Source organism: Verrucomicrobiia bacterium, assembly GCA_036268055.1.
In the GTDB taxonomy this organism is placed as follows: domain Bacteria; phylum Verrucomicrobiota; class Verrucomicrobiia; order Limisphaerales; family Pedosphaeraceae; genus DATAUW01.
In genome coordinates this window covers 20,925-39,782 of sequence record DATAUW010000023.1, presented here as the reverse complement: position 1 = coordinate 39,782, position 18,858 = coordinate 20,925, and the positions used below count along the sequence as shown (strand labels likewise).

Annotated in this window: 17 protein-coding genes; 9 read left to right on the top strand and 8 right to left on the bottom strand. The window is 57.1% G+C overall.

Translation table 11 applies throughout. The features are described from left to right. Positions 1-85 precede the first annotated feature (85 nt). The 6 genes from VH413_15170 to VH413_15145 form a co-directional block, all read right to left on the bottom strand. Positions 86-271, bottom strand: coding sequence for a hypothetical protein (locus VH413_15170; protein ID HEX3800033.1), 186 nt, complete (start codon positions 269-271; stop codon positions 86-88). Then, complete coding sequence (gene dnaN, locus VH413_15165; GenBank protein HEX3800032.1) at positions 271-1,380, bottom strand: DNA polymerase III subunit beta; 1,110 nt, start codon at positions 1,378-1,380, stop codon at positions 271-273. The genes VH413_15170 and dnaN overlap by 1 nt, the downstream gene beginning before the upstream one ends. Positions 1,381-1,588: 208 nt before the next feature. Beyond that, positions 1,589-2,794, bottom strand: a complete 1,206-nt coding sequence (locus tag VH413_15160) for a cysteine desulfurase family protein (protein ID HEX3800031.1) — start codon at positions 2,792-2,794, stop codon at positions 1,589-1,591. A gap of 718 nt (positions 2,795-3,512) precedes the next feature. Continuing rightward, positions 3,513-4,625, bottom strand: a complete 1,113-nt coding sequence (locus tag VH413_15155) for a peptidylprolyl isomerase (GenBank protein HEX3800030.1) — start codon at positions 4,623-4,625, stop codon at positions 3,513-3,515. 39 nt (positions 4,626-4,664) lie between these two features. Then, on the bottom strand, positions 4,665-6,245 hold the full coding sequence (gene serA, locus VH413_15150; GenBank protein ID HEX3800029.1) for a phosphoglycerate dehydrogenase: 1,581 nt from the start codon (positions 6,243-6,245) through the stop codon (positions 4,665-4,667). 291 nt (positions 6,246-6,536) lie between these two features. Beyond that, positions 6,537-6,893 carry a hypothetical protein gene (locus tag VH413_15145; GenBank protein ID HEX3800028.1) on the bottom strand — a complete coding sequence of 119 codons (357 nt, stop codon included), beginning with the start codon at positions 6,891-6,893 and terminating at the stop codon, positions 6,537-6,539. A gap of 23 nt (positions 6,894-6,916) precedes the next feature. On the opposite strand from VH413_15145, the gene VH413_15140 reads away from it, so the two are divergent. Then, positions 6,917-8,584 (top strand): sigma-70 family RNA polymerase sigma factor, encoded by a 1,668-nt coding sequence (locus VH413_15140; GenBank protein HEX3800027.1) that lies wholly within the window; start codon positions 6,917-6,919, stop codon positions 8,582-8,584. A gap of 24 nt (positions 8,585-8,608) precedes the next feature. Here the strand turns inward: VH413_15140 and VH413_15135 are convergent, their stop codons facing one another. Next, positions 8,609-10,351 (bottom strand): ATPase, T2SS/T4P/T4SS family, encoded by a 1,743-nt coding sequence (locus VH413_15135; protein HEX3800026.1) that lies wholly within the window; start codon positions 10,349-10,351, stop codon positions 8,609-8,611. A 5-nt stretch (positions 10,352-10,356) separates the two neighbouring features. Then, positions 10,357-11,205, bottom strand: a complete 849-nt coding sequence (locus VH413_15130; protein HEX3800025.1) for a hypothetical protein — start codon at positions 11,203-11,205, stop codon at positions 10,357-10,359. 444 nt (positions 11,206-11,649) lie between these two features. On the opposite strand from VH413_15130, the gene VH413_15125 reads away from it, so the two are divergent. The 8 genes from VH413_15125 to VH413_15090 all read left to right on the top strand — a co-directional run bounded on the left by VH413_15125 (position 11,650) and on the right by VH413_15090 (position 18,857). Next, positions 11,650-11,952: a type II toxin-antitoxin system PrlF family antitoxin gene (locus VH413_15125; GenBank protein HEX3800024.1), complete on the top strand. Its 303-nt coding sequence runs from the start codon at positions 11,650-11,652 to the stop codon at positions 11,950-11,952. After that, a complete protein-coding gene (locus tag VH413_15120) occupies positions 11,949-12,359 on the top strand; it encodes a PIN domain-containing protein (GenBank protein HEX3800023.1) in 411 nt (136 codons plus the stop codon). The genes VH413_15125 and VH413_15120 overlap by 4 nt, the downstream gene beginning before the upstream one ends. Positions 12,360-12,367: 8 nt before the next feature. Further along, complete coding sequence (locus tag VH413_15115) at positions 12,368-12,526, top strand: hypothetical protein (GenBank protein ID HEX3800022.1); 159 nt, start codon at positions 12,368-12,370, stop codon at positions 12,524-12,526. Between the two features lie 146 nt (positions 12,527-12,672). Further along, entirely contained in the window at positions 12,673-17,097 is a 4,425-nt protein-coding gene (locus VH413_15110) for an amylo-alpha-1,6-glucosidase (GenBank protein ID HEX3800021.1), read from the top strand. 291 nt (positions 17,098-17,388) lie between these two features. Further along, positions 17,389-17,625: a phosphoribosylformylglycinamidine synthase subunit PurS gene (gene purS, locus VH413_15105; protein HEX3800020.1), complete on the top strand. Its 237-nt coding sequence runs from the start codon at positions 17,389-17,391 to the stop codon at positions 17,623-17,625. Further along, positions 17,622-18,335, top strand: a complete 714-nt coding sequence (purQ, locus tag VH413_15100) for a phosphoribosylformylglycinamidine synthase subunit PurQ (protein HEX3800019.1) — start codon at positions 17,622-17,624, stop codon at positions 18,333-18,335. Before purS ends, purQ begins: the two co-directional genes overlap by 4 nt. A 42-nt stretch (positions 18,336-18,377) precedes the next feature. After that, complete coding sequence (locus tag VH413_15095; protein ID HEX3800018.1) at positions 18,378-18,593, top strand: hypothetical protein; 216 nt, start codon at positions 18,378-18,380, stop codon at positions 18,591-18,593. Positions 18,594-18,617: 24 nt separating this feature from the next. Beyond that, a complete protein-coding gene (locus VH413_15090; protein ID HEX3800017.1) occupies positions 18,618-18,857 on the top strand; it encodes a hypothetical protein in 240 nt (79 codons plus the stop codon). Position 18,858 lies beyond the last annotated feature (1 nt).

The following is an 18,858-nucleotide window of genomic DNA, read 5'->3' as shown; positions in this document are numbered from 1 at the left end:
CAAGTCCCGCCAGGGGACGAAAGAACCTCACGCCCCTTTTCCCAAATCATCCACACAACCCAAAACTTCTCATTTCCCCCCAACTTCAGTTGGGGGGAAAAATCTCCACAAAAACATCTCCCTCTGTATCGATCAAAGCGAGGCGAGCCCAAGCGAGCATCTCCGTCACCCCACCGCCCGCATCATTCCCCCACGCAATTTTTCCTTGGCTCACAAAAAAGAAAAACCGTGCTTTTAACACGGTTTTTTCTCCTTCATAATCTCCATCCATCAACTCAACCGCATCGGCATCACCACATAAAGAAACGGTCCATTGATCTTGAACACCCCCGGGCTCAATTCATCAATCAACTCCAGAAAAACCTCCTCATTCGGCAGCGCATTCAGTGGGTCAATCATATATTTCGGATTGAACGCGATCGCCATGTCCTTGCCCTTGTAATTGATCGCCAGACTTTCCCGCGCCTCGCCCACCTCCGGCGAATTCGCCGTGATCGCCAGGTTATTCTTCGTGAACGCCAGCTTGACCGAATTCGACTTCTCGCTCGTCATGATTTCCGCGCGCTTCAGCGCATGCAAAAATTCCTCGCGCGCCAGCGCCACGCGCTCCTTGGCCTCCGCCGGAATCACCTGCCGATAATTCGGATAATTCCCCTCGATCAACTTCGTGATGATCAAAATTGAAAATCCCTTTTCATCCTTGAGCGTGAACGATGCCTGGTTGTCCGAATAACGCACCTCCATCTCGCCCTTGTCCTGCAATAGACGATTCAATTCATTCACCGCCTTCGCCGGCACGATGAATTCGCCCTGGCTTTTCTCCGAGACATCCACTTCCTCATCCACCAGCGCCAGGCGGCGGCCATCCGTCGCCACCATCGTCATCTTATGCTCCTTGAGGCTGATAAAAATGCCGTTCAACACATAGCGCGATTCATCGCTGGAAATCGCGAAAGACGTTTTCTTCAACATCCCCTTGATCTTTTCCTGCGGCAAAATCACTTTCTTATCTTCCTTGAACTTCGGCAACGGCGGAAACTCATCCGCGCCCAGTCCGTTGATCTTGTAGAAAGACGCCCCGGAACGAACGCTGCAAACATTCTTATCATCCACTTCCAACTCGATCTCGAGATTGTTCAACTCGCGGACGATTCCGAAAAGTTTTTTCACCGGCACGGTGGTCGCCCCGGCTTTCTTGATGCTCGCTCCGACGGCGCAGGCCACCGTCACGTCGAGGTCCGTCGCGGTGAACTCCACCCGGTCACCTTCGGCGCGAATCAGCACATTGGAAAGAATCGGCAGCGTCGTCCGCGTGCTGACCACGTTCTGCACGGCCTGGAGCCCGTTGATCAACTGCTCTTTGGTGATGGTTAAATTCATGGGGCCCTTAATAGTGTCTCACAATTCAATGAAATCTTCTTATTATTAAGCGTTGTGAATAAGGCAAACAACCCTTGCTGTCAAGGCTGCTACAAATACTTGCGTCCAAAAAACAACTACCAAAAGAAGATGGAAGAACGCGCAAAACTTCGCAAACTTTAAGTTATTAAACTTGCTCACAAACCATTCGCACATCATTGGAATCTTATTAGAGACGTTGTGCGCGTTTAAGGATGTGAGGAATCAGATTTTCCGCCAGAGAAATCTCTTCCCCCGTCGTTTCCCGACCCAGCGAGAGGCGCACGAGTGAATTCGCCAGCTTCGGTTCCACTCCCAGCCCAAGGATGACGTGCGAAGGCTCCAGCGATCCCGCCGAACATGCCGAACCGCTCGAAGCACAGAAGCCTTCCAGATCCAAACCTGCGAGCAAAGCGATGCTATCCGAGCCCGCGACGACAAAGGACACCGTATTCGCCAGCCGCAGATCACGCGAACCGACAAATTGAACTCCCGGCAACGTATCCACCAGCGCAATCAAACGCTCCGCCAAAGGCGCAAGAAAATTCCGGTCAAACACCGGCACGAGCACAAACTTTTCCAGCGCATCCACAAAACCCATGATCCCGGCAACATTTTCCGTCCCCGCGCGACGCTCATTTTCATGTCCACCGCCAAAAATGATCGGGTCCGGAAGCAACGGCGAACGAATATACAAAGCTCCCGCCCCTTTCGGCCCATGAAATTTATGCCCGCAAATGGAAACCAGGTCCGCATTGAACTGATGAATGTTTGAAAAAGGTTCCTTGCCGAACCATTGCACCGCGTCCGAATGAAAAATCACCCCGCGCTCGTGGCAAATCGCGCCCAACTCGGCAATCGGTTGCAGTGTCCCGATTTCATTATTCGCCGCCATGATCGAAACCAGCGTCGTATCCGGCCGCAACGCCTTGCGCAAATCCTCTGGCGAAACCACGCCTTCCCGCGACACCGGCAAATACGTCACCTGAAAGCCTTCGTGCTTCTCTAGATATTGAAAGCAATGCAACACCGCGTGATGCTCGATCACCGAAGTGATGAGATGACGCCCCTTCGATTTCAACAGCCGCGCCGTGCCAAAAATCGCCAGATTGCTGCTCTCAGTTCCGCCGCTGGTGAAAACGATTTCGCTCGGCTTCGCGCCCAGCACCCGCGCCGTGCGATCCCGGGCATCATCCAACAAAGCCCGGGCCCGTCGGCCCACATGATGCACACTGCTCGGATTTCCAAAAATGCCCTCGAGAAACGGCAACATGGCCGCGCGAACGCCGGCATCCAGCGGCGTCGTGGCATTATAATCAAAATAAATCGTGCGCATTCCCGTCGAAAAATCAAAGCGTCCGAAAAGACCCACACGCTTCAGCAGCCACGCAGCCATCTTTTCATCAAACAACAAAACTGCCTGAACCAACCCCGTAAAGCAAGGAACCTGCAACTCGCAACGACGATATAAAACTGTCGTTCCCAAAAAGGGAGGGCGAGCGTACCCGCGAGCCGTAACTAATCAAAACCCCCACCCCCGCAACCCACAAAACCAAACCCAACGCCTTCCCCACCCACCCCCGCGGCGCAATCGCGCCGCCCACCCCTTCCTCTAACCTGGTAGGGCTGCGCTGCCGCGCAGCCGTCCGAAAAAGGAGCCCAAAAATCACACCACCCAAAAGACAAAACCGCCGCTCCGCCAAGTCCCGCAGGAACAACTGATATCCTAACGCGTGGTGGGGCTGCGCAGCCGCCGTCCAAAGTCCCGCAGGGACGACAGAACTTAGCCCAGCCATTTATGGCTGGGTTTGCCTCCATTCCAAACCAAGTCCCACAGGGACGAAAGAATTTTCCTCTTGGAACCAAACCTTACCCACTCGTCCAACGCTTCTCATTAACCCCCAACTTCAGTTGGGGGAATTCTCGTCGAAACAACTCACCTCTCTATCGAGCGCAGCGAGGCGAGCCCAGGCGAGCATCTCTGGAACCCCATCGCCCTCAAACGCTACAATCCCACACCCCCCATTAATTGGCTGCGCCCCCCTTCACCGCCGCACACCAAAAAAAAGACCGGCCTTTTCAAGCCGGTCTCTTTTTTGAAAACAAAACTCTGCTTATTTCGTTTGCGGCGGCAGGCTCGAAGGCAAAGCCCCAGGCGCGCCCGGCATCTCGGTCTTCGTCTCCATCAACGTCTTCAACTCGGCGTCGAGGATTTGCACGTTCGCATCCTTTTTCAGTTTGTCGGTGACATCCGGCAGGATTTTTTCCATCGCTTGCGATTCCAGCGCGGTGCGGACGTCCGTCTTCACTTTGTCGAACTCCAGTTTCTTGGCCGGGATTTTTTCGTTCAGTTTGATGATGTGATAGCCATACTGCGTCGTGACGATGTCACTGATCTGGTTCGTCTGAAGCGTGAACGCCGCCGCCTCAAATTCCTTCACCATGCGGCCGCGCGGGAAAACATATTTGCCGCCGTTTTCCTTCGAGCCGGGGTCTTCGGAATATTGGCTCGCGAGCTTCGCAAAATCTTCGCCCCCCTTGGCGCGCTTGAGCAGATCTTCGGCCTGTTTCAGCTTCGCTTTCTTTTCGTCATCGGGCAAAGCCTTGCCGGTCTTCGGGTCCACGGTCATCAGCAAAATGTGGCTCGCATCCACCATTTCCGGCTCTTCGAACTGCGACGGATTATCGTCGTAATATTTGCGCACCTGGTCGTCGGTGACTTTCACCTTGTCGCGCAACACCTGTTCCGCCGTCGCTTCCTCGATCAACCGGCCGCGCAGCGTTTCCTCGGTCAAATTCATCACCTTCAACTGCCGGTCGAGGGCTTCCTGGCTCGGCGCGCGCTTTTTGATGATGGCGAAACGCTTGTCCGCTTCCACCGTGGCCTTCGCCTTGTCATCGGCGGTGGCCTTCGCTTTGAGCAACTGCACTTCGAGCAAATGATCGAACGAGGATCTTTCAATGGCGGAAAGATCGGCCGGCGTCAATTCCCGGCCGCGCGCGGCAGCGGCGGAACGCACGCCGCTGATGGCTTCGTCAAGCTGACTGCGTTTGATTTCAAAACCCGTGCCCTTCGCGATCACGGGATCAGGAAAAAGATCGTCCAGTTTGGCCCCCGCGGCGGCGGGCGCATTCGTGGTGGCCGGTTTATCGTCCGCTTTCAACGCGGCCGTGGATAAGACCGACGCCGCGAGCAGGACGCCTAAAAACTTGCTGTTTGATTTCATAAAAAAGTGTGACTGAGGTTTGTATTGCCGACGTTCAAATTATAATTTCACCACGCGCACGTTGGTGATGTCCGGATCTTTTTCGATTTCCTCGCGCACCGCCGGCGAAGGCACGCTGTCCAAACTGAGGATGGTCAAAGCCTGCCCGCCGATGGTGTCGCGGCTCAAGTTCATGCTCGCGATATTCACCTGATGGCGCCCCAGCAAAGTGCCGAGATAACCAACCATGCCGGGACGGTCCCGGTTGTTGAGGAACAGCAACACGCCTTCGGGAACGATTTCCACCGGCTGGCTGTTGATGCGCACGATGCGCGGCTGCTGCTTCGCTCCGTAAAGCGTGCCGCCCACGGAAACTTTTCCTTCTCCGCTGTGAACCGCGATGTGCAGCCACTCGTTGAAATCCGTTTGCTCGTTGGACTTGATTTCTTCCACGCGCAACCCCAGCGAAGTCGCCAATGTCCGTACATTGACCTGATTCACGTCGCGTCCGCCCGCCGATTCCAAAAATCCCTTGAGCACAAAACGCGTGATCGGATCGCCCGGCGCTTCAGTCGCCTTGCCGCCGTAAGTGATGACGATGCGGTCATTGCGCTTCGGCGCGAGTTGCGCCGCGAGCCGGCCGAGTTTTTCGCCAAGCGCGAGATACGGTTTGACCAGCGCGTAAGTCTTCGCGTCGAGATTCGGCAAATTCACCGCATTGCGCACCGCGCCATTAACCAGGAAATCCGTGATCGCTTCCGCCACTTCGATGCCCACATTTTCCTGCGCTTCCTCCGTGCTCGCGCCCAAATGCGGCGTCATGATGACCTGCGGCAAATCGCGCAGCGGAAAATCCTTCGGCAACGGCTCAGTTTCATAAACATCCAGCGCCGCCCCGGCAACTTTGCCGCTCTTGACCGCCTCAACCAGGTCCACCTCATTGATGATGCCCCCGCGCGCGCAATTCAGCACCCGCACGCCGGTTTTCATCTTGGCAAACGCCGCGGCATTGATCATGCCCTTGGTTTCATCGCTCATCGGCATGTGAACCGTGATGAAATCGCAACGCGCAAAAATTTCGTCCAGCTCGACCAATTCCACTTGCAGCGCGTTCGCCCGCGAAAGCGTGAGATACGGATCATACGCCAGCACTCGCATGCCAAACACGATCGCACGCCGCGCCACTTCCGTGCCGATGCGCCCCATGCCCAGGATGCCCAGCGTCTTGTTATAAAGCTCAACCCCTTGAAACGCCTTGCGATTCCATTCGCCCGCCTTCATCGAGGCGTGCGCCTGCGGAATCTTGCGCGCCAGCGCCATGAGCATGGAAAAAGTAAGCTCGGCGGTGGAGATGGTGTTGCCGCTGGGCGTGTTCATCACCACGATCCCGCGCTGCGTGGCGGCATCCACGTCCACATTGTCCACGCCCACCCCGGCGCGTCCCACCACGCGAAGTTTCGGCGCGGCGTCAATGACGGCCTTCGTGATTTTGGTTTCGGAACGCACCACCATTGCGTCCACGTCTTTGACGAGAGGCAAAAGTTCGGCTTCGGGCAGGCGCTGTTTAAGCACCGTGACTTTGAATTCAGGGCATTGCTGAAACAGCGTAATACCCTTCGGCGAAATGGGGTCGCAAATCATTATATGCATAACGACAAGTGGCGAAGTCTAGGGAAACCCCGCGGACAGGTCAAATAATGAAATGCACAAAAAAGCGAGGTTTTTGTGGGCATTTAACGATGAACGGACCGGTCAGGTAATGGGCGTATTGCATTTATGAACCCCACCATGACACCCGCCCCTGTCGAGAACCTTTCCCGAACATTACAAGTTTGAAAGGCGCGCCGATTTCGATGGCTAAGGAGGTTTTTGAAAAAACCGGATGCTTAGCAAGAGCAAGTAGGACGAGGAAATTGGAGTCCAACCCGATCATTAACGGTCAAACATTTCTTCAGCCAATTCGGTCCGAGTGAAATTAGGAATTAATACGCGGGGACCTTCAATGGCGCGAATCTGCAAAACAGAGGGATCTCTCGATGATGACTCTTGAACCGGCACCTCAGCCACCGCCGTCAAACGCACCACCGGCTTATCCCCATCCACCAGCAAAACCTCATTGCCCGCCTGAACCTGTTTAAGCAGATCCGCTAATTGGGCCGCGCCTACTTGAGTGACCATCGTCATGCCACCACCATACTCCTTCCAAAACCCAAAGTCGAGCCGCGTTTCCTCCCAATCAACGGTCGAAAAAATCCTCGAACCCTCAAAATACTTTGTCAGCTTCTTCATTGGCCGCCCACTTATGCGGCGATATGATTACCACCAAAGAAATGTCCGCCGCCGCAAACAACGATGCACATTTGGTCAGCGAAAGCTTGTCCGGCAATCGCGAGGCCTTCGGCCAGATCGTCGCGCGTTATCAATCGCTCGTTTGTTCGCTGGCCTACAATGCCACCGGCAGCCTGAGCCAGAGCGAAGACTTGGCGCAGGAAACTTTCATGGCCGCGTGGAAACAACTTTCCAGTTTGCGCGAACCGGAAAAACTGCGCCCGTGGCTCTGCGGCATCGCGCGGAATCTCATCCACAGCGCGTTGCGGCGGCAGGGACGCGAACCCTCGCACGCAGCCGAATCCCTCGAATCCGCCGGTCAAGCGCGGTCGCACGAAGCCTCGCCGCCGGATCAAACCATTAGCAAGGAAGAGGAAGCCATCCTGTGGCGTTCCATCGAACGCATCCCGGAAACCTATCGCGAGCCGCTGATTTTATTTTACCGCGAACATCAATCTGTGGAACGCGTCGCGGCAGCGTTGGAATTGAGCGAAGATGCCGTTCACCAAAGATTGTCGCGCGGGCGCAAATTGCTGGCCGAGGAAGTCATGGAATTTGTCGCGGGCGCATTGGAACGGACAAATCCAGGGGCGGCATTCACTATCGGCGTGCTCGCGGCACTCCCGGAATTTGCGACTTCGGCCAAGGCCGCCACCGTCGCCACCGTCGCGGCCAAGGGAGGCGCTGCCGCAACGGGAGCGACGTTTTTATCCGTGCTGGGCATCGTAATTGGGCCGTTACTCGGTTTGGCCGGCGGTTATGTCGGCGCGCGGATGAGCCTCAAAAATGCCGCCACTCCGCGCGAGCGTGCCTTCATGGTGCGATATATATGGATAGTCGTCGCCACCGTGGCCGTTTTCGTCGCGGCTCTCCTGGCGCTTATTTTTTTCGCCAGCCGGCTTTGGCAGCAGCATCCGGCGCTCGTCATCACGCTTGGAATGGGCATCGTCATGGCGTATGGAATATTTATTTTTGTCAGCGGCTGGCGGTTCAACCGGGCATTTTCCCGGCTGCGCGAGGAGGAAAAGCGGCTCTGCCCTGAGTCGTTCCGCGTCGAGCGCCGGACGTTGCCGTTGGTTTGGGAATACCGCAGCCGCGCCACGCTGTTCGGTCTTCCGCTGGTTCATTGCCGGCAGGGAAGATTGCCCGGACAAAAGCTGCAACCGGCCATCGCGTGGATTGCGTCCGGCGATGTGGCTTACGGAATTCTTTTTGCCAGCGGTGGCGTTGCGGTCGGCGGCATCAGCATGGGCGGCCTCAGCGTCGGCCTCATTTCCATCGGCGGATTCGGCGTGGGCATTCTGGCTTTTGGCGGTATGGCGCTGGGTGCGATCGCCTTGGGTGGCGCCGCGATTGGCCTCATCGCTTCGGGTGGCGTGACGCTCGGCTGGTTTGCCGCGATTGGCGGCCTCTCTGCCGCGCATGACATCGCCCTCGGTGGAATCGCGCTGGCGAAACACGGCAATGACGCCGTGGCTCGCGAATTCTTTACGCGCTATCACTGGCTTGACATCACCCAGACCACCACGCGAAATGTGTTCTACGCCATCTGCTTTTCCCCAATGTTTCTAGGACTGATCGTATGGCTCTTGCGGTGGCGGCAACTGAAGCGGAATGCGCTCAATGAATCTGCTCCGCAAGAAAAGCCGTGAATCTCCGAGAGTTGCCAGCAATCGTCAATGCGACGACGTCAGCACCAACACTTGTTCCAGCGTCGAAACTCCCGCTCGCACGCGGTCCAGCGCGGCCATGCGTAGCGTGCGCATGCCTTGGCCGATGGCTACCTTCGCCATTTCGCGCGTGCTGGCGCGGGCGATGATAAGTTTGCGGATTTCATCCGTGTTGGTCATCGCTTCAATGATCGCCAGGCGGCCCGCGTAACCGGAACCTTTGCAACGCTCGCAACCGCGGCCGCGGAAAAGCGTCACGCCTTCAAAGAGGCTCGGGTCAATCGTCAGGTCCGTGTACATTTTCTCCGGATAAACCACCGGCTCTTTGCAGTGCTGGCAGATGCGCCGCATCAGGCGTTGCGCGCAAGCCAGGATCACCGACGACGAAATCAAAAAGGGCGCGATGCCCATGTCGTCCAAACGCGCGATGGCTCCGGGTGCGTCATTGCAATGCATTGTGCTCAAGACCTGATGGCCCGTCAGCGCGGCCTCAATCGCGATTTCCGCCGTCTCCGTATCGCGGATTTCGCCGATCATGACGATGTCCGGGTCCTGGCGCAAAATCGAGCGCAGCGAATTCGCGAACGTCAGCCCAATTTCTTTTTTCACCGGAACCTGATTGATGCCCGGGATCTGGAACTCCACCGGGTCTTCGACCGTGACAATATTGTATTGCGGGCTGTTGAGTTCGTTGAGCGCGGAATAAAGCGTTGTGGTTTTGCCCGAACCCGTGGGGCCGGTGACGAGGATCAAGCCGTGCGGCGCGTCCACCGCCTGCTTGAATTGCTGGAACGTATCGGGATCCAGGCCAAGCTTGTCCAGGCTCGCGGAAAGGTTGGATTTATCCAGTACGCGCAGCACGCATTTTTCGCCATGGACCGTCGGCAAAAACGAAACGCGCAAATCAAAATCCTTGCCGCCCACTTTTACGCGCATGCGCCCGTCCTGCGGCAACCGCCGTTCGGCGATGTCCAGGCTGCTCATGATTTTCAAACGCGAAGCCAGCGCGAGTTGCATCGCTTTTGGCGGCGGCGTGGCGTCCTGCAACGCGCCGTCCACGCGATAGCGCAAGCGGACGACTTTCTCGAAGGGCTCGATGTGAATATCGCTCGCGCGGTCTTTGATGGCCTGCACCAAAATCAAATTCGCAAGTTTGATGACCGGCGCTTCTTCGCTGGAAGCCGCGAGTTGATCGAGGCTGACGTCTTCCAGCGCTTCCTTGGAAACTTCCAGGTTGTCGGCATCGGACTCATCGTTGGCCTGGCGCTGGGCATCATTGATGATGTCCTCCATGCTGCCGCTTTTGGCCGCGTCCAGGGTGTTGAGCTTCTCGACGATCGAACGCTCGGATGCGATCATCGGCACGACCTCCAGCTTCGTGATGCGCTTGACGTCGTCAATCGCCAGCACGTTCAGCGGGTCGGCCATCGCCAGGAACAATTTATTGTCGAGGCGCGAGACGGGGACGACTTTGTAATTGCGCGCCAGGTCGCGCGGCAAAAGGTCGCCGACTTCGGGTAGAATGCCGATGCGCGGCAGGTTGACGGGCGGCGTATTGAGGATGCGGCCCATCGAAACCGTCATGTCCAATTCGCTGACGTAAGCCTTCTCGACGACGAGCTTGAGCAGGCGCGTGCCTTCCTTCTTTTGCTGATCGAGCAATTCCTCCACCTGCTTGACCGTAAGCAAGCCGTCCTCGACCAGCGCGTCGGCGATGCGTTCTCCAAAGGATTTGACGACGGGTGGCATGGTGATCAGCGGAAGATTTTGCGCAGGTTGGTCACGATTTCAGCCGGCGTCGTCACATAGAACAACAGCCGGTGTTTGGTGGCGTCCGCCAATTCCTTGGCCGCCTGGCGATTGAAAGGATTCGCCGTTGCCACGAGCACGGTCTTGCTCATGCGATCGAACGGCAACACGCACCAGCGGCGGCAGACATCCGCCGGAAAACCGCGCGCCAGTTCCATATCCACTTCGTATTTTTCCAGCGGCAGATAAGCCAGGCGCGATTTTTCCACCAAAACCTTGAGGCTTTTATCGGAGGGAAGAATGCCCTTGTCCGCAAGGGTCAGGATGAATGGCTCTTTGACCCCGCGCGGCGGTTCGGCCAGGTCCGGTGTGCTCCAGCACAAATCAAAATCCCCCGCCGAGATCAATTTGCTCTCCACGAAAATCTTCTGCATCTGCGCGCGGCCATCGTCAATGTCCTGCGGCACGGGTTTGCCGGTGGTTTTTTGCGGACGCGGCGCGGCGTTGGCCGGGCGCATGGGCGCGGGTTCGGCCAGTGCGGGATGCGCGGAAAGATTGTTCGCCTTGTGCTCGATTTCCTTCAGCGCGGCCTGGACATCCGAATCATCCGGGAACCGTTGCAGCACCGTTTCATATTCGAGAATGGCGGAAGAAAGCTGGCCGAGTTGCACGTACGCCTGCGCGATGCGTTTGGACGTGGCCACGAGGTCCTTTTCGCGGCCAAGCTTGGAATACGCTTCCTTGAGGATCTCCAGGGACTGGTAATCCTGCGGCTGCGATTGCGTGATGACCTCAAACATCTCAATCGTCTGAGACAGTTGGGCCTCTTCGCTCGCGGATAACGTGGCGGACATGCTATTTATTCTATTGATTTGGACGCACAACGCGCCCGCTCCCCAAAACGAACCGGGGAAGTCCTAAAAAATCAAAACTAAGTTAGCAAATTCGTTGCCAAAGGAGAGACCACAAAAAACGCGGAAATACGCCAAAACCAAAACCCCAAAAACCCCAAGACCGGCTGATTTTGAGACAGTTGCCCACCATCTGAAAGCAAAGTTAAGAAGAACGACTGAAATGCCGATAGGGTAGAGAAGTTTCCTCCTCCACCCGGACCGCGGGTCTATGACCCGCAGCAAGGTACATCTGGTCAGGCCGCTTTCGGCTCAGCCTTGAGCGGCAATCTTCTTTGAGCATGGCTGCGGTTCGCAGACCCGCGATCCGAGCGGAAAAGAATCGCCGCGCCTTTTATAATCGCGCAAAAAAAATAGAAAGTAATGCAGCATTAAGAAAGTAATGAAATGTCTTTCTTCATTACATTAAACTGTGGTAATATAATTCAAATGCCAAGCTCGACATTGACCGACAAAGGACAGACCACCGTTCCCCGTGAAATTCGCGAGGCTTTAAAAGTAAAACCACGGCAGCGCCTGGAATGGAAGATCCAACCGGACGGCACGGCAATTGTCGAAGCGCAGCCAAGCGCTTTGGCATTGTTTGGAAGCCTTCGCTCAACCAAAAAATTCCCTGGGGCCAGGCAGGAGCGAGCCGCAATGCAGCGGGCCGTTGGTGAAAGGGTAACGAAACACTTGCGAGGAAAATGAGTCCGCCACGGCAGTTGGTGGACACAAATATTTTAGTTCGCTTTTTCACCGATAATCCGCCTGAGATGGCGGGGAGGGTTCGCAAGTTAGTGGAAAAGGCAGACAGCGGCGAACTGACGCTTGTGGTATTCCCCATCATCGTCGCCGAAGTGTTTTACACCTTGGAATCGTTTTATGATATCGAGCGCAATTTGGTGGCCGAAAAGCTTGCGGCATTTCTTAAAGGTCGAGGCATAGAAGTCGTGGAGCGTGAACGAATTTTTGAAACACTAAAACGATGCCGGGAACAAAATGCCCATTTTGCCGACTCCTATCTAGCGGCAGCGGCGATTGAATTGTCAGAACCGGTTGCCAGCTTCGATCGCGACTTTGATAAATTTAAGGGCGTGCGTCGAATCCAGCCATAACCACGCCAATGAAGAAAAAGAAAACAGAAAAAATCAAAACCAAGTCCGAAGGAACGGTTATTTCTGATAAGGCGCGGGCCAAGGCGAATAAATATTCGGATAAACAGCGGTGCACTCTCCTCGATCAAGGCGTTGCCCTGATCTATGACGGCTCGAATCATAACTAATTTCTAATAGCCGCCGTTGAGACGAAAGAATCGGCCGCAGAATGGCTTTTGGGAACTTGCTCAAATCGAACAACGATTCTCTTAACCTCCTTTTATTTCCTTCCCGCTTCCGCTATTACATCCGCATGGAAAATTTGGCGCCGGTCATGAAACCCGCTCCGGGCGAACGCATTCGCCGGTTCGTCGGTGATCGCATCCGGTTCACGCTGGGCGATGGCGCGGGCCGCCATGCGCCGGATGGCTGGCACGCGCGGTTGCGCACCGACCTGGGCCGCGCCGCGGTGCTCGGCCAGGAACTCGTCAATGCCCAGGCCAAAAATCTCGCCGCCGCCGGTGCGTCGTGGCACGACCTCCCGATGCGCGCGGAAGGCGGCGCGTGGAGCCTCGAATTGCCGCTCACCGAGGTCGGTTATTTCAAGGCCAAGGCTTACCTCATTGATCCCCAGGGCTGGCAGCATTGGCCGGACGGCCCCGACCTCGGCATCGCCGTTCACCCGAATCATTACCGCACGGCGAACACCATTTACTGCGCCTTCACCCGCATGTTCGGCCCAAGCCGCAATGCCGTCTTCACCACTAACGAAAAATTATCCGCGCAACTTCAACAGCTTGACGCTGCCGGCTATTCCGTCATCCCGCCTTCGGGAAAGTTCCGCGATCTCGTGCCGCAACTGCCGCACATCATGGACACCCTCGGCTGCCGCATCCTCCATTTGCTGCCGGTAAATCCCGTGCCCACCACTTACGCGCGCTATGGCCGCTTTGGCAGTCCGTACGCCGCGCTGGACCTCGCGGGCATTGATCCGGCGCTGGTGGTTTTTGATCGCCGCACGACCGGCGTGGATCAATTTCGCGAACTCACCTACGCCACGCATCTCAAGGGCGGACGCGTCTTCCTCGACATCGTCATCAACCACACCGGCTGGGGCTCGAACCTTCAGGAAAATCATCCCGAATGGATGTTGCGCGGGCTGGGCGGCGCGTTCGTCAGCCCCGGCGCGTGGGATGTCGTTTGGGAAGACCTCGTCGAACTCGAACACAAGCACGTCGAACTTTGGGATTATCTCGGCGAAGTTTTTCTCACCTGGTGTGCGCGCGGCGTGGATGGTTTTCGTTGCGACGCCGGTTACAAAGTTCCGCTGACCGCGTGGCAATACATCATCGCCCGCGTGCGGCAGGAATTTCCCGACACGGTTTTTCTCCTCGAAGGACTCGGCGGCGCGTGGGATTTGACCGAGAATTTGCTCACCGAGGGCAACATGCAATGGGCCTACTCCGAACTGTTCCAAAACTTTTCGCCCGTGCAAGTCTCCGGTTACCTCGACCACAGCATCCGCCAAAGTGAACGCCTCGGCCTGCTCGTTCACTACAGCGAAACCCACGACAACGAGCGTCTTGCCAAGCACGGACGCGTCTGGTCGCTCATGCGCAATCGCCTCTGCGCGCTCGCGAGCGTGAACGGCGGTTACGGCTTCACCTGCGGCGTGGAATGGCTCGCGCCCGAACAAATCAATGTTCATTCGAGCCGCGGCCTCGCGTGGGACAGCGCGGAAAATATCGTGCCCGAACTCGCGCAACTCAACCGCCTGCTCGCCGATCACCCGTGCTTTTTCGATGGCGCGAAACTCACCCGTCTCAGCGCCGCCGATTCGCCCGTCTATGTTTTGCGCCGCGATTCCGAGGAAGGCAAAGACTCGCTGCTCGTGCTCGCGAACCTGGACATCGAGGAGCCGCAAACTTTCGTGCTAGAAAGCGAAATTGCGCGCGACCTCGGCGGTTTGAAATTTGAACTCATCGGCCAACCCGTTCCCAAGCCGAAGAAATCCCGGGACGGCAAACTGGAATTCACGCTTGAACCCGGCGCGTGCTTTTGTCTTTCGCCGCGCGCGCAGCCGCAAGGTTTGAGCGGTGAGGATTATCGCCGCGCCCGCGCCCGCGCTGCATGGGCCCTGACCGCGCTTGGCAAACAGCTTCCCATCGAGGATATTCCCTCCGTGGACTGGCGCGAACTGGCTAAACTCGTTGACGCGAACCCTTCGGGCGTGCTGGCCTCCGCCGCGTCCGCTGATGCCAAGGTCGTTCGCGAAAATCTTGAGCGCCTGCTGAAAGATCCGCGCGCCAATTCACCCGGAAAATACGAGCCGGTCGTAACCTGGTCCTTGCTGGATCGCCGGCGCATTCTCCCCGTGCCGCCCGGCCATTGGCTTTTGGTAACCGACTCCGCCCGCTTTCGCGCCACGCTCCGTCTCGCCGGAAAAGAAGTTCACGCCGAATCCATCGAGCTTTCGCAGGGCCACGTCGCATGCTTCGCGCCATCGCAACCGCCCGGCGATGCCACGCTGGTGCTCGAACGCTATACCATCGCCGCGCAGGAAATGGAATCGCCTATCCGCTTTCTCGCGCCCGGACCCGTCCTCGATTCCGGCACCGGCAAACCACTCTCCATTTCTAATGTCCCGGTCTTGCGCGACGAAGCCGCGCTGGCACCCGGCGCGTCTCCTAATGCGGGCCTCACGCACACCCTGGAACAACCGCTCGTGCTCCTCACCAACGGCATCGGCGGCATGGCCCGCTTGTGTGTGGACTTCGGCGCAATCAAATCCAAATACGATTGTCTCCTCGGTGCGAACCTCAACCCCCGCGTGCCCGTTGACCGCCACGTCTTCGCCAAGCGCGCGCGCCTCTGGGTCAATGCTGATGGCTTCATCACCGCGCTTGATTTGCGCAACCTCGTTTCCTTCGAGCCCGGTCCGCCCGCGCGCTGGCATTTCGTCGCCAACGCCGGCGATGGCCGCACCGTCGAAATTCAGGTGACCGCAAGCATGCTGCCCGGCCGCAACACCACCGTCCTCCATTTCGCCCGCCTCACGCGCACCCTCGCGACGCGCAAACCCTTGCCCGATGATCGCGAAGTCCGCATCACCGTGCGCGTGGACATCGAGGATCGCAATTTCCATTCTGAAACCAAGCGCAACGGCGGCGCGGATTTTCATTTCTCGTCCAACTCACGCCCACTCGACCAGCAGACCGGATTTATTTTCACGCCCGCCGCCGATCGCCAGTTGCGCGTGTTCAGCAGCGGCGGATTTTATCATCACGAAGCGGAGTGGTCGGAAAATATCCCGCATCCCGTCGAGCAAAGCCGCGGCCAAACTGCCAGCGGCGATGCCTACAGCCCCGGCTGGTTCGACTTGCCACTCGCAAAAGGCGCGGAACTTTCATTGGTCGTTTGCGCCGACGCCAATAATCCTTCCGCCGACGAAATTGAAAAATCCAAATCGCCCGAAGATCCAAAAGCCGTTGACCCCGCGAAGGTCTTCGCCCCGGACGATGAATTTGGCCGCCAGCTTCTTCGCGCCGCGCGGGCGTTCGTCGTGCGTCGTGACAACGGCAGCACCGTTATCGCCGGTTATCCGTGGTTTCTCGATTGGGGCCGCGATTCCCTCATCTGCGCGCGCGGATTGCTCGCCGCCGGAATGGTGGACGAGGTCAAACAGTTGCTACTCATCTTTGGCCGTTTCGTGAAGGACGGCACGCTGCCCAATACCATCCACGGCGACGACGCCTCCAACCGCGACACCACCGACGCACCCTTGTGGTATGGCGTCGTGTGCGAAGAAATGACCGCGCGCGAAGGCGAAGATTTTTATCGCACGAAAGTGGATGACACTGGCCCCACCATCGCCGACGTGCTCACCGACATCGCGTCGCATTATCAAACCGGCACGCCCAACGGTATCCACATGGACACCGTCTCCGGCCTCATCTGGAGCCCCAGCCATTTCACCTGGATGGACACCAATTTCCCCGCCGGCACACCGCGCGAAGGTTATCCCGTGGAAATTCAAGTGCTGTGGATTCGCCTCCTGCGCCAGCTTGCGCGCATCGCTCCGGCGAAAGAACGCAAACGCTGGCGCGACCTTGCTGAACAAGCGGAAGTTTCCCTCACGAAATATTTTTGGCTCGACTCGCAAGGTTACTTGGCGGACCTGCTCATCGCCAAATCCGATCAACGCGCCGACCAGGCCGTCGTGGACAATGCCCTGCGGAGTAATTGCCTCTTCGCCATCAGCCTTGGCCTGCTCACCGGCACCGCAGCCCAACGCTGTGTCGCCGCCGCGGCGCGCTACCTCGTGGTTCCCGGGGGATTGCGCACCCTCGCGCCGCTGCCCGTCGAGCCGCCCTTGCCCATTTACGGCAACCAGGGCCAGCTATTAAACAATCCTCCTGAACCGTATTGGGGCAGTTACGAAGGCGATGAAGATACGCGCCGCAAACCCGCTTATCACAACGGCACCGCGTGGACATGGATCTTCCCCGTCTTCTGCGAAGCCCTCACCCGCGCGTGGGAAAACGCGCCCGAAGCCCACGCTGCCGCCCGTGCCTACCTCGGCAGCCTGGACCGTTCGCTGATGACAAACTGCGTCGGCCAAATCCCCGAAATCCTGGACGGCGACACCCCCCACACCCAGCGCGGCTGCGACGCCCAGGCCTGGGGCGTCACCGAAGCCCTGCGCGTGTGGAAATTATTGCAGAACGGCCAAACTCCGGCTCCTAATCCAAAAGCATAATGTTCTCGCGATAGCTTCCTGCTTTGAATTAAAAAATTGACCAGAGGCGCAGAAGCGGCAAAAAAAATATTTTCCGAGTGGAGAAAATGTTCTGACTGTAAGGATTTGCCTTAATTTTCTATCGATCAATTTGTTCCGCCCTCTGCGTCTCTGCGCCTCTCGCGCCTCTGCGTCAAAAAAGCCAAACCCACCGCTATCGAATCCAGTGATCAAAAAAATATCTAGCGTCCGCGGCTTGCTTTCCGCAACATCTCGGCGAATTATTCGCCGGGTATTTGATTTCGCGCCGACATGAAAGCAAAAATTATCATCACGCCAAAAAAAGCCGTGCTCGATCCGCAGGGCAAGACCGTCCAAAACGCCCTTGAACACCTGGGCTACTCCGGCATCGGCGCCGTGCACGTCGGCAAATATCTCGAGATCGAAGTCTCCGGCGACCGCGAGACGCTCCGCAAACAGCTCGACGAGGCCTGCCACAAATTCCTGAGCAACCCCGTCATCGAAGATTACAAACTCGAACTCGAATGAACTTCGCGGTCCTCCAATTCCCCGCGTCGAATTGCGATCAGGACGCCGTGCACGTTCTCCGCAATGTCCTCGGCCATTCCGCGCGCCTGCTCTGGCACAAGGAAACGTCGCTGGGCAATGCCGATGCCATCATCGTCCCCGGCGGATTCAGCTACGGTGATTATTTGCGCACTGGCGCCATCGCACGCTTCAGCCCCGTGATGCAAGCCGTCCAGACTTTTGCCGCGAATGGCGGCCACGTGCTCGGCATCTGCAACGGCTTTCAAATTTTGTGCGAAGCGGGTCTGCTGCCAGGCGTGCTCATCCGCAATCGCTCGCTGCAATTCCGTTGCGAACACGTTTTCGTAAAAACTTTGACGCCCGATTCGCCGTTCACCAACCGCGTCCCTGCCGAGAAACTGATGCGCATCCCCATCGCGCACGGTGAAGGCTGCTACTTCGCAGACGAAGCCACGCTCGCCGAACTCAAGTCGAAGAATCAAATCCTCTGGCAATACGTGAGTGCGCAGGGCGAAACCAGCGACGCCGCTAATCCCAACGGTTCCCTGCAAAACATCGCGGGCATCTGCAACGAGCGCCGCAATGTCGCCGGCCTGATGCCTCACCCCGAACGCGCCAGCGAACCAATGCTCAGCAGCACGGACGGACGGTTGATTTTTGAGAGCCTGATTCACGCGCTGGAAAGCAAGCCGGTGGCGAAGGCGGCGTGATGATTTAACATTGAAAAATCACTTAAAATAGACTACAGATGTTTGATGAGTGTCGCCGAACTGACAGAAAAAATAAACGAGCTTTCCCCAGAGGAGCGTTCGCAGTTATTTGCTTTTCTCGCCGGGATGGGGCAACAAGAAGAAGCCGAATTCAGGGAGGAAATCGGGCGGCGAATGAAAGACATGGACGCCGGTCACAAAGTAACCGCCGAGGAATTCGAGAGGAAGCACAACGAGTTAAAGGCCAGGGGCCTGTAAATGCCCTCGGCATACGCGTACATTTTGCACGGCGCGGTGATGGAGGTAATTATTCATTTACCACTGCGTCAGCGCGAACAATTAGATGCAATTTTTCGCGCTCTGGCTGCCGATCCCTATCAAATGACCGGCTCTTTTTTCTACGAGCCTTCCGGCCGGAAAGTTCAGGTAAAATTTCTCCATCCGTGGATGATTTCCTTTTGGGCGGATCATGCCGTCAAGGAAGTGAGAATCGTTGGTCTTAAAAAGCGACCATCTAACTAGC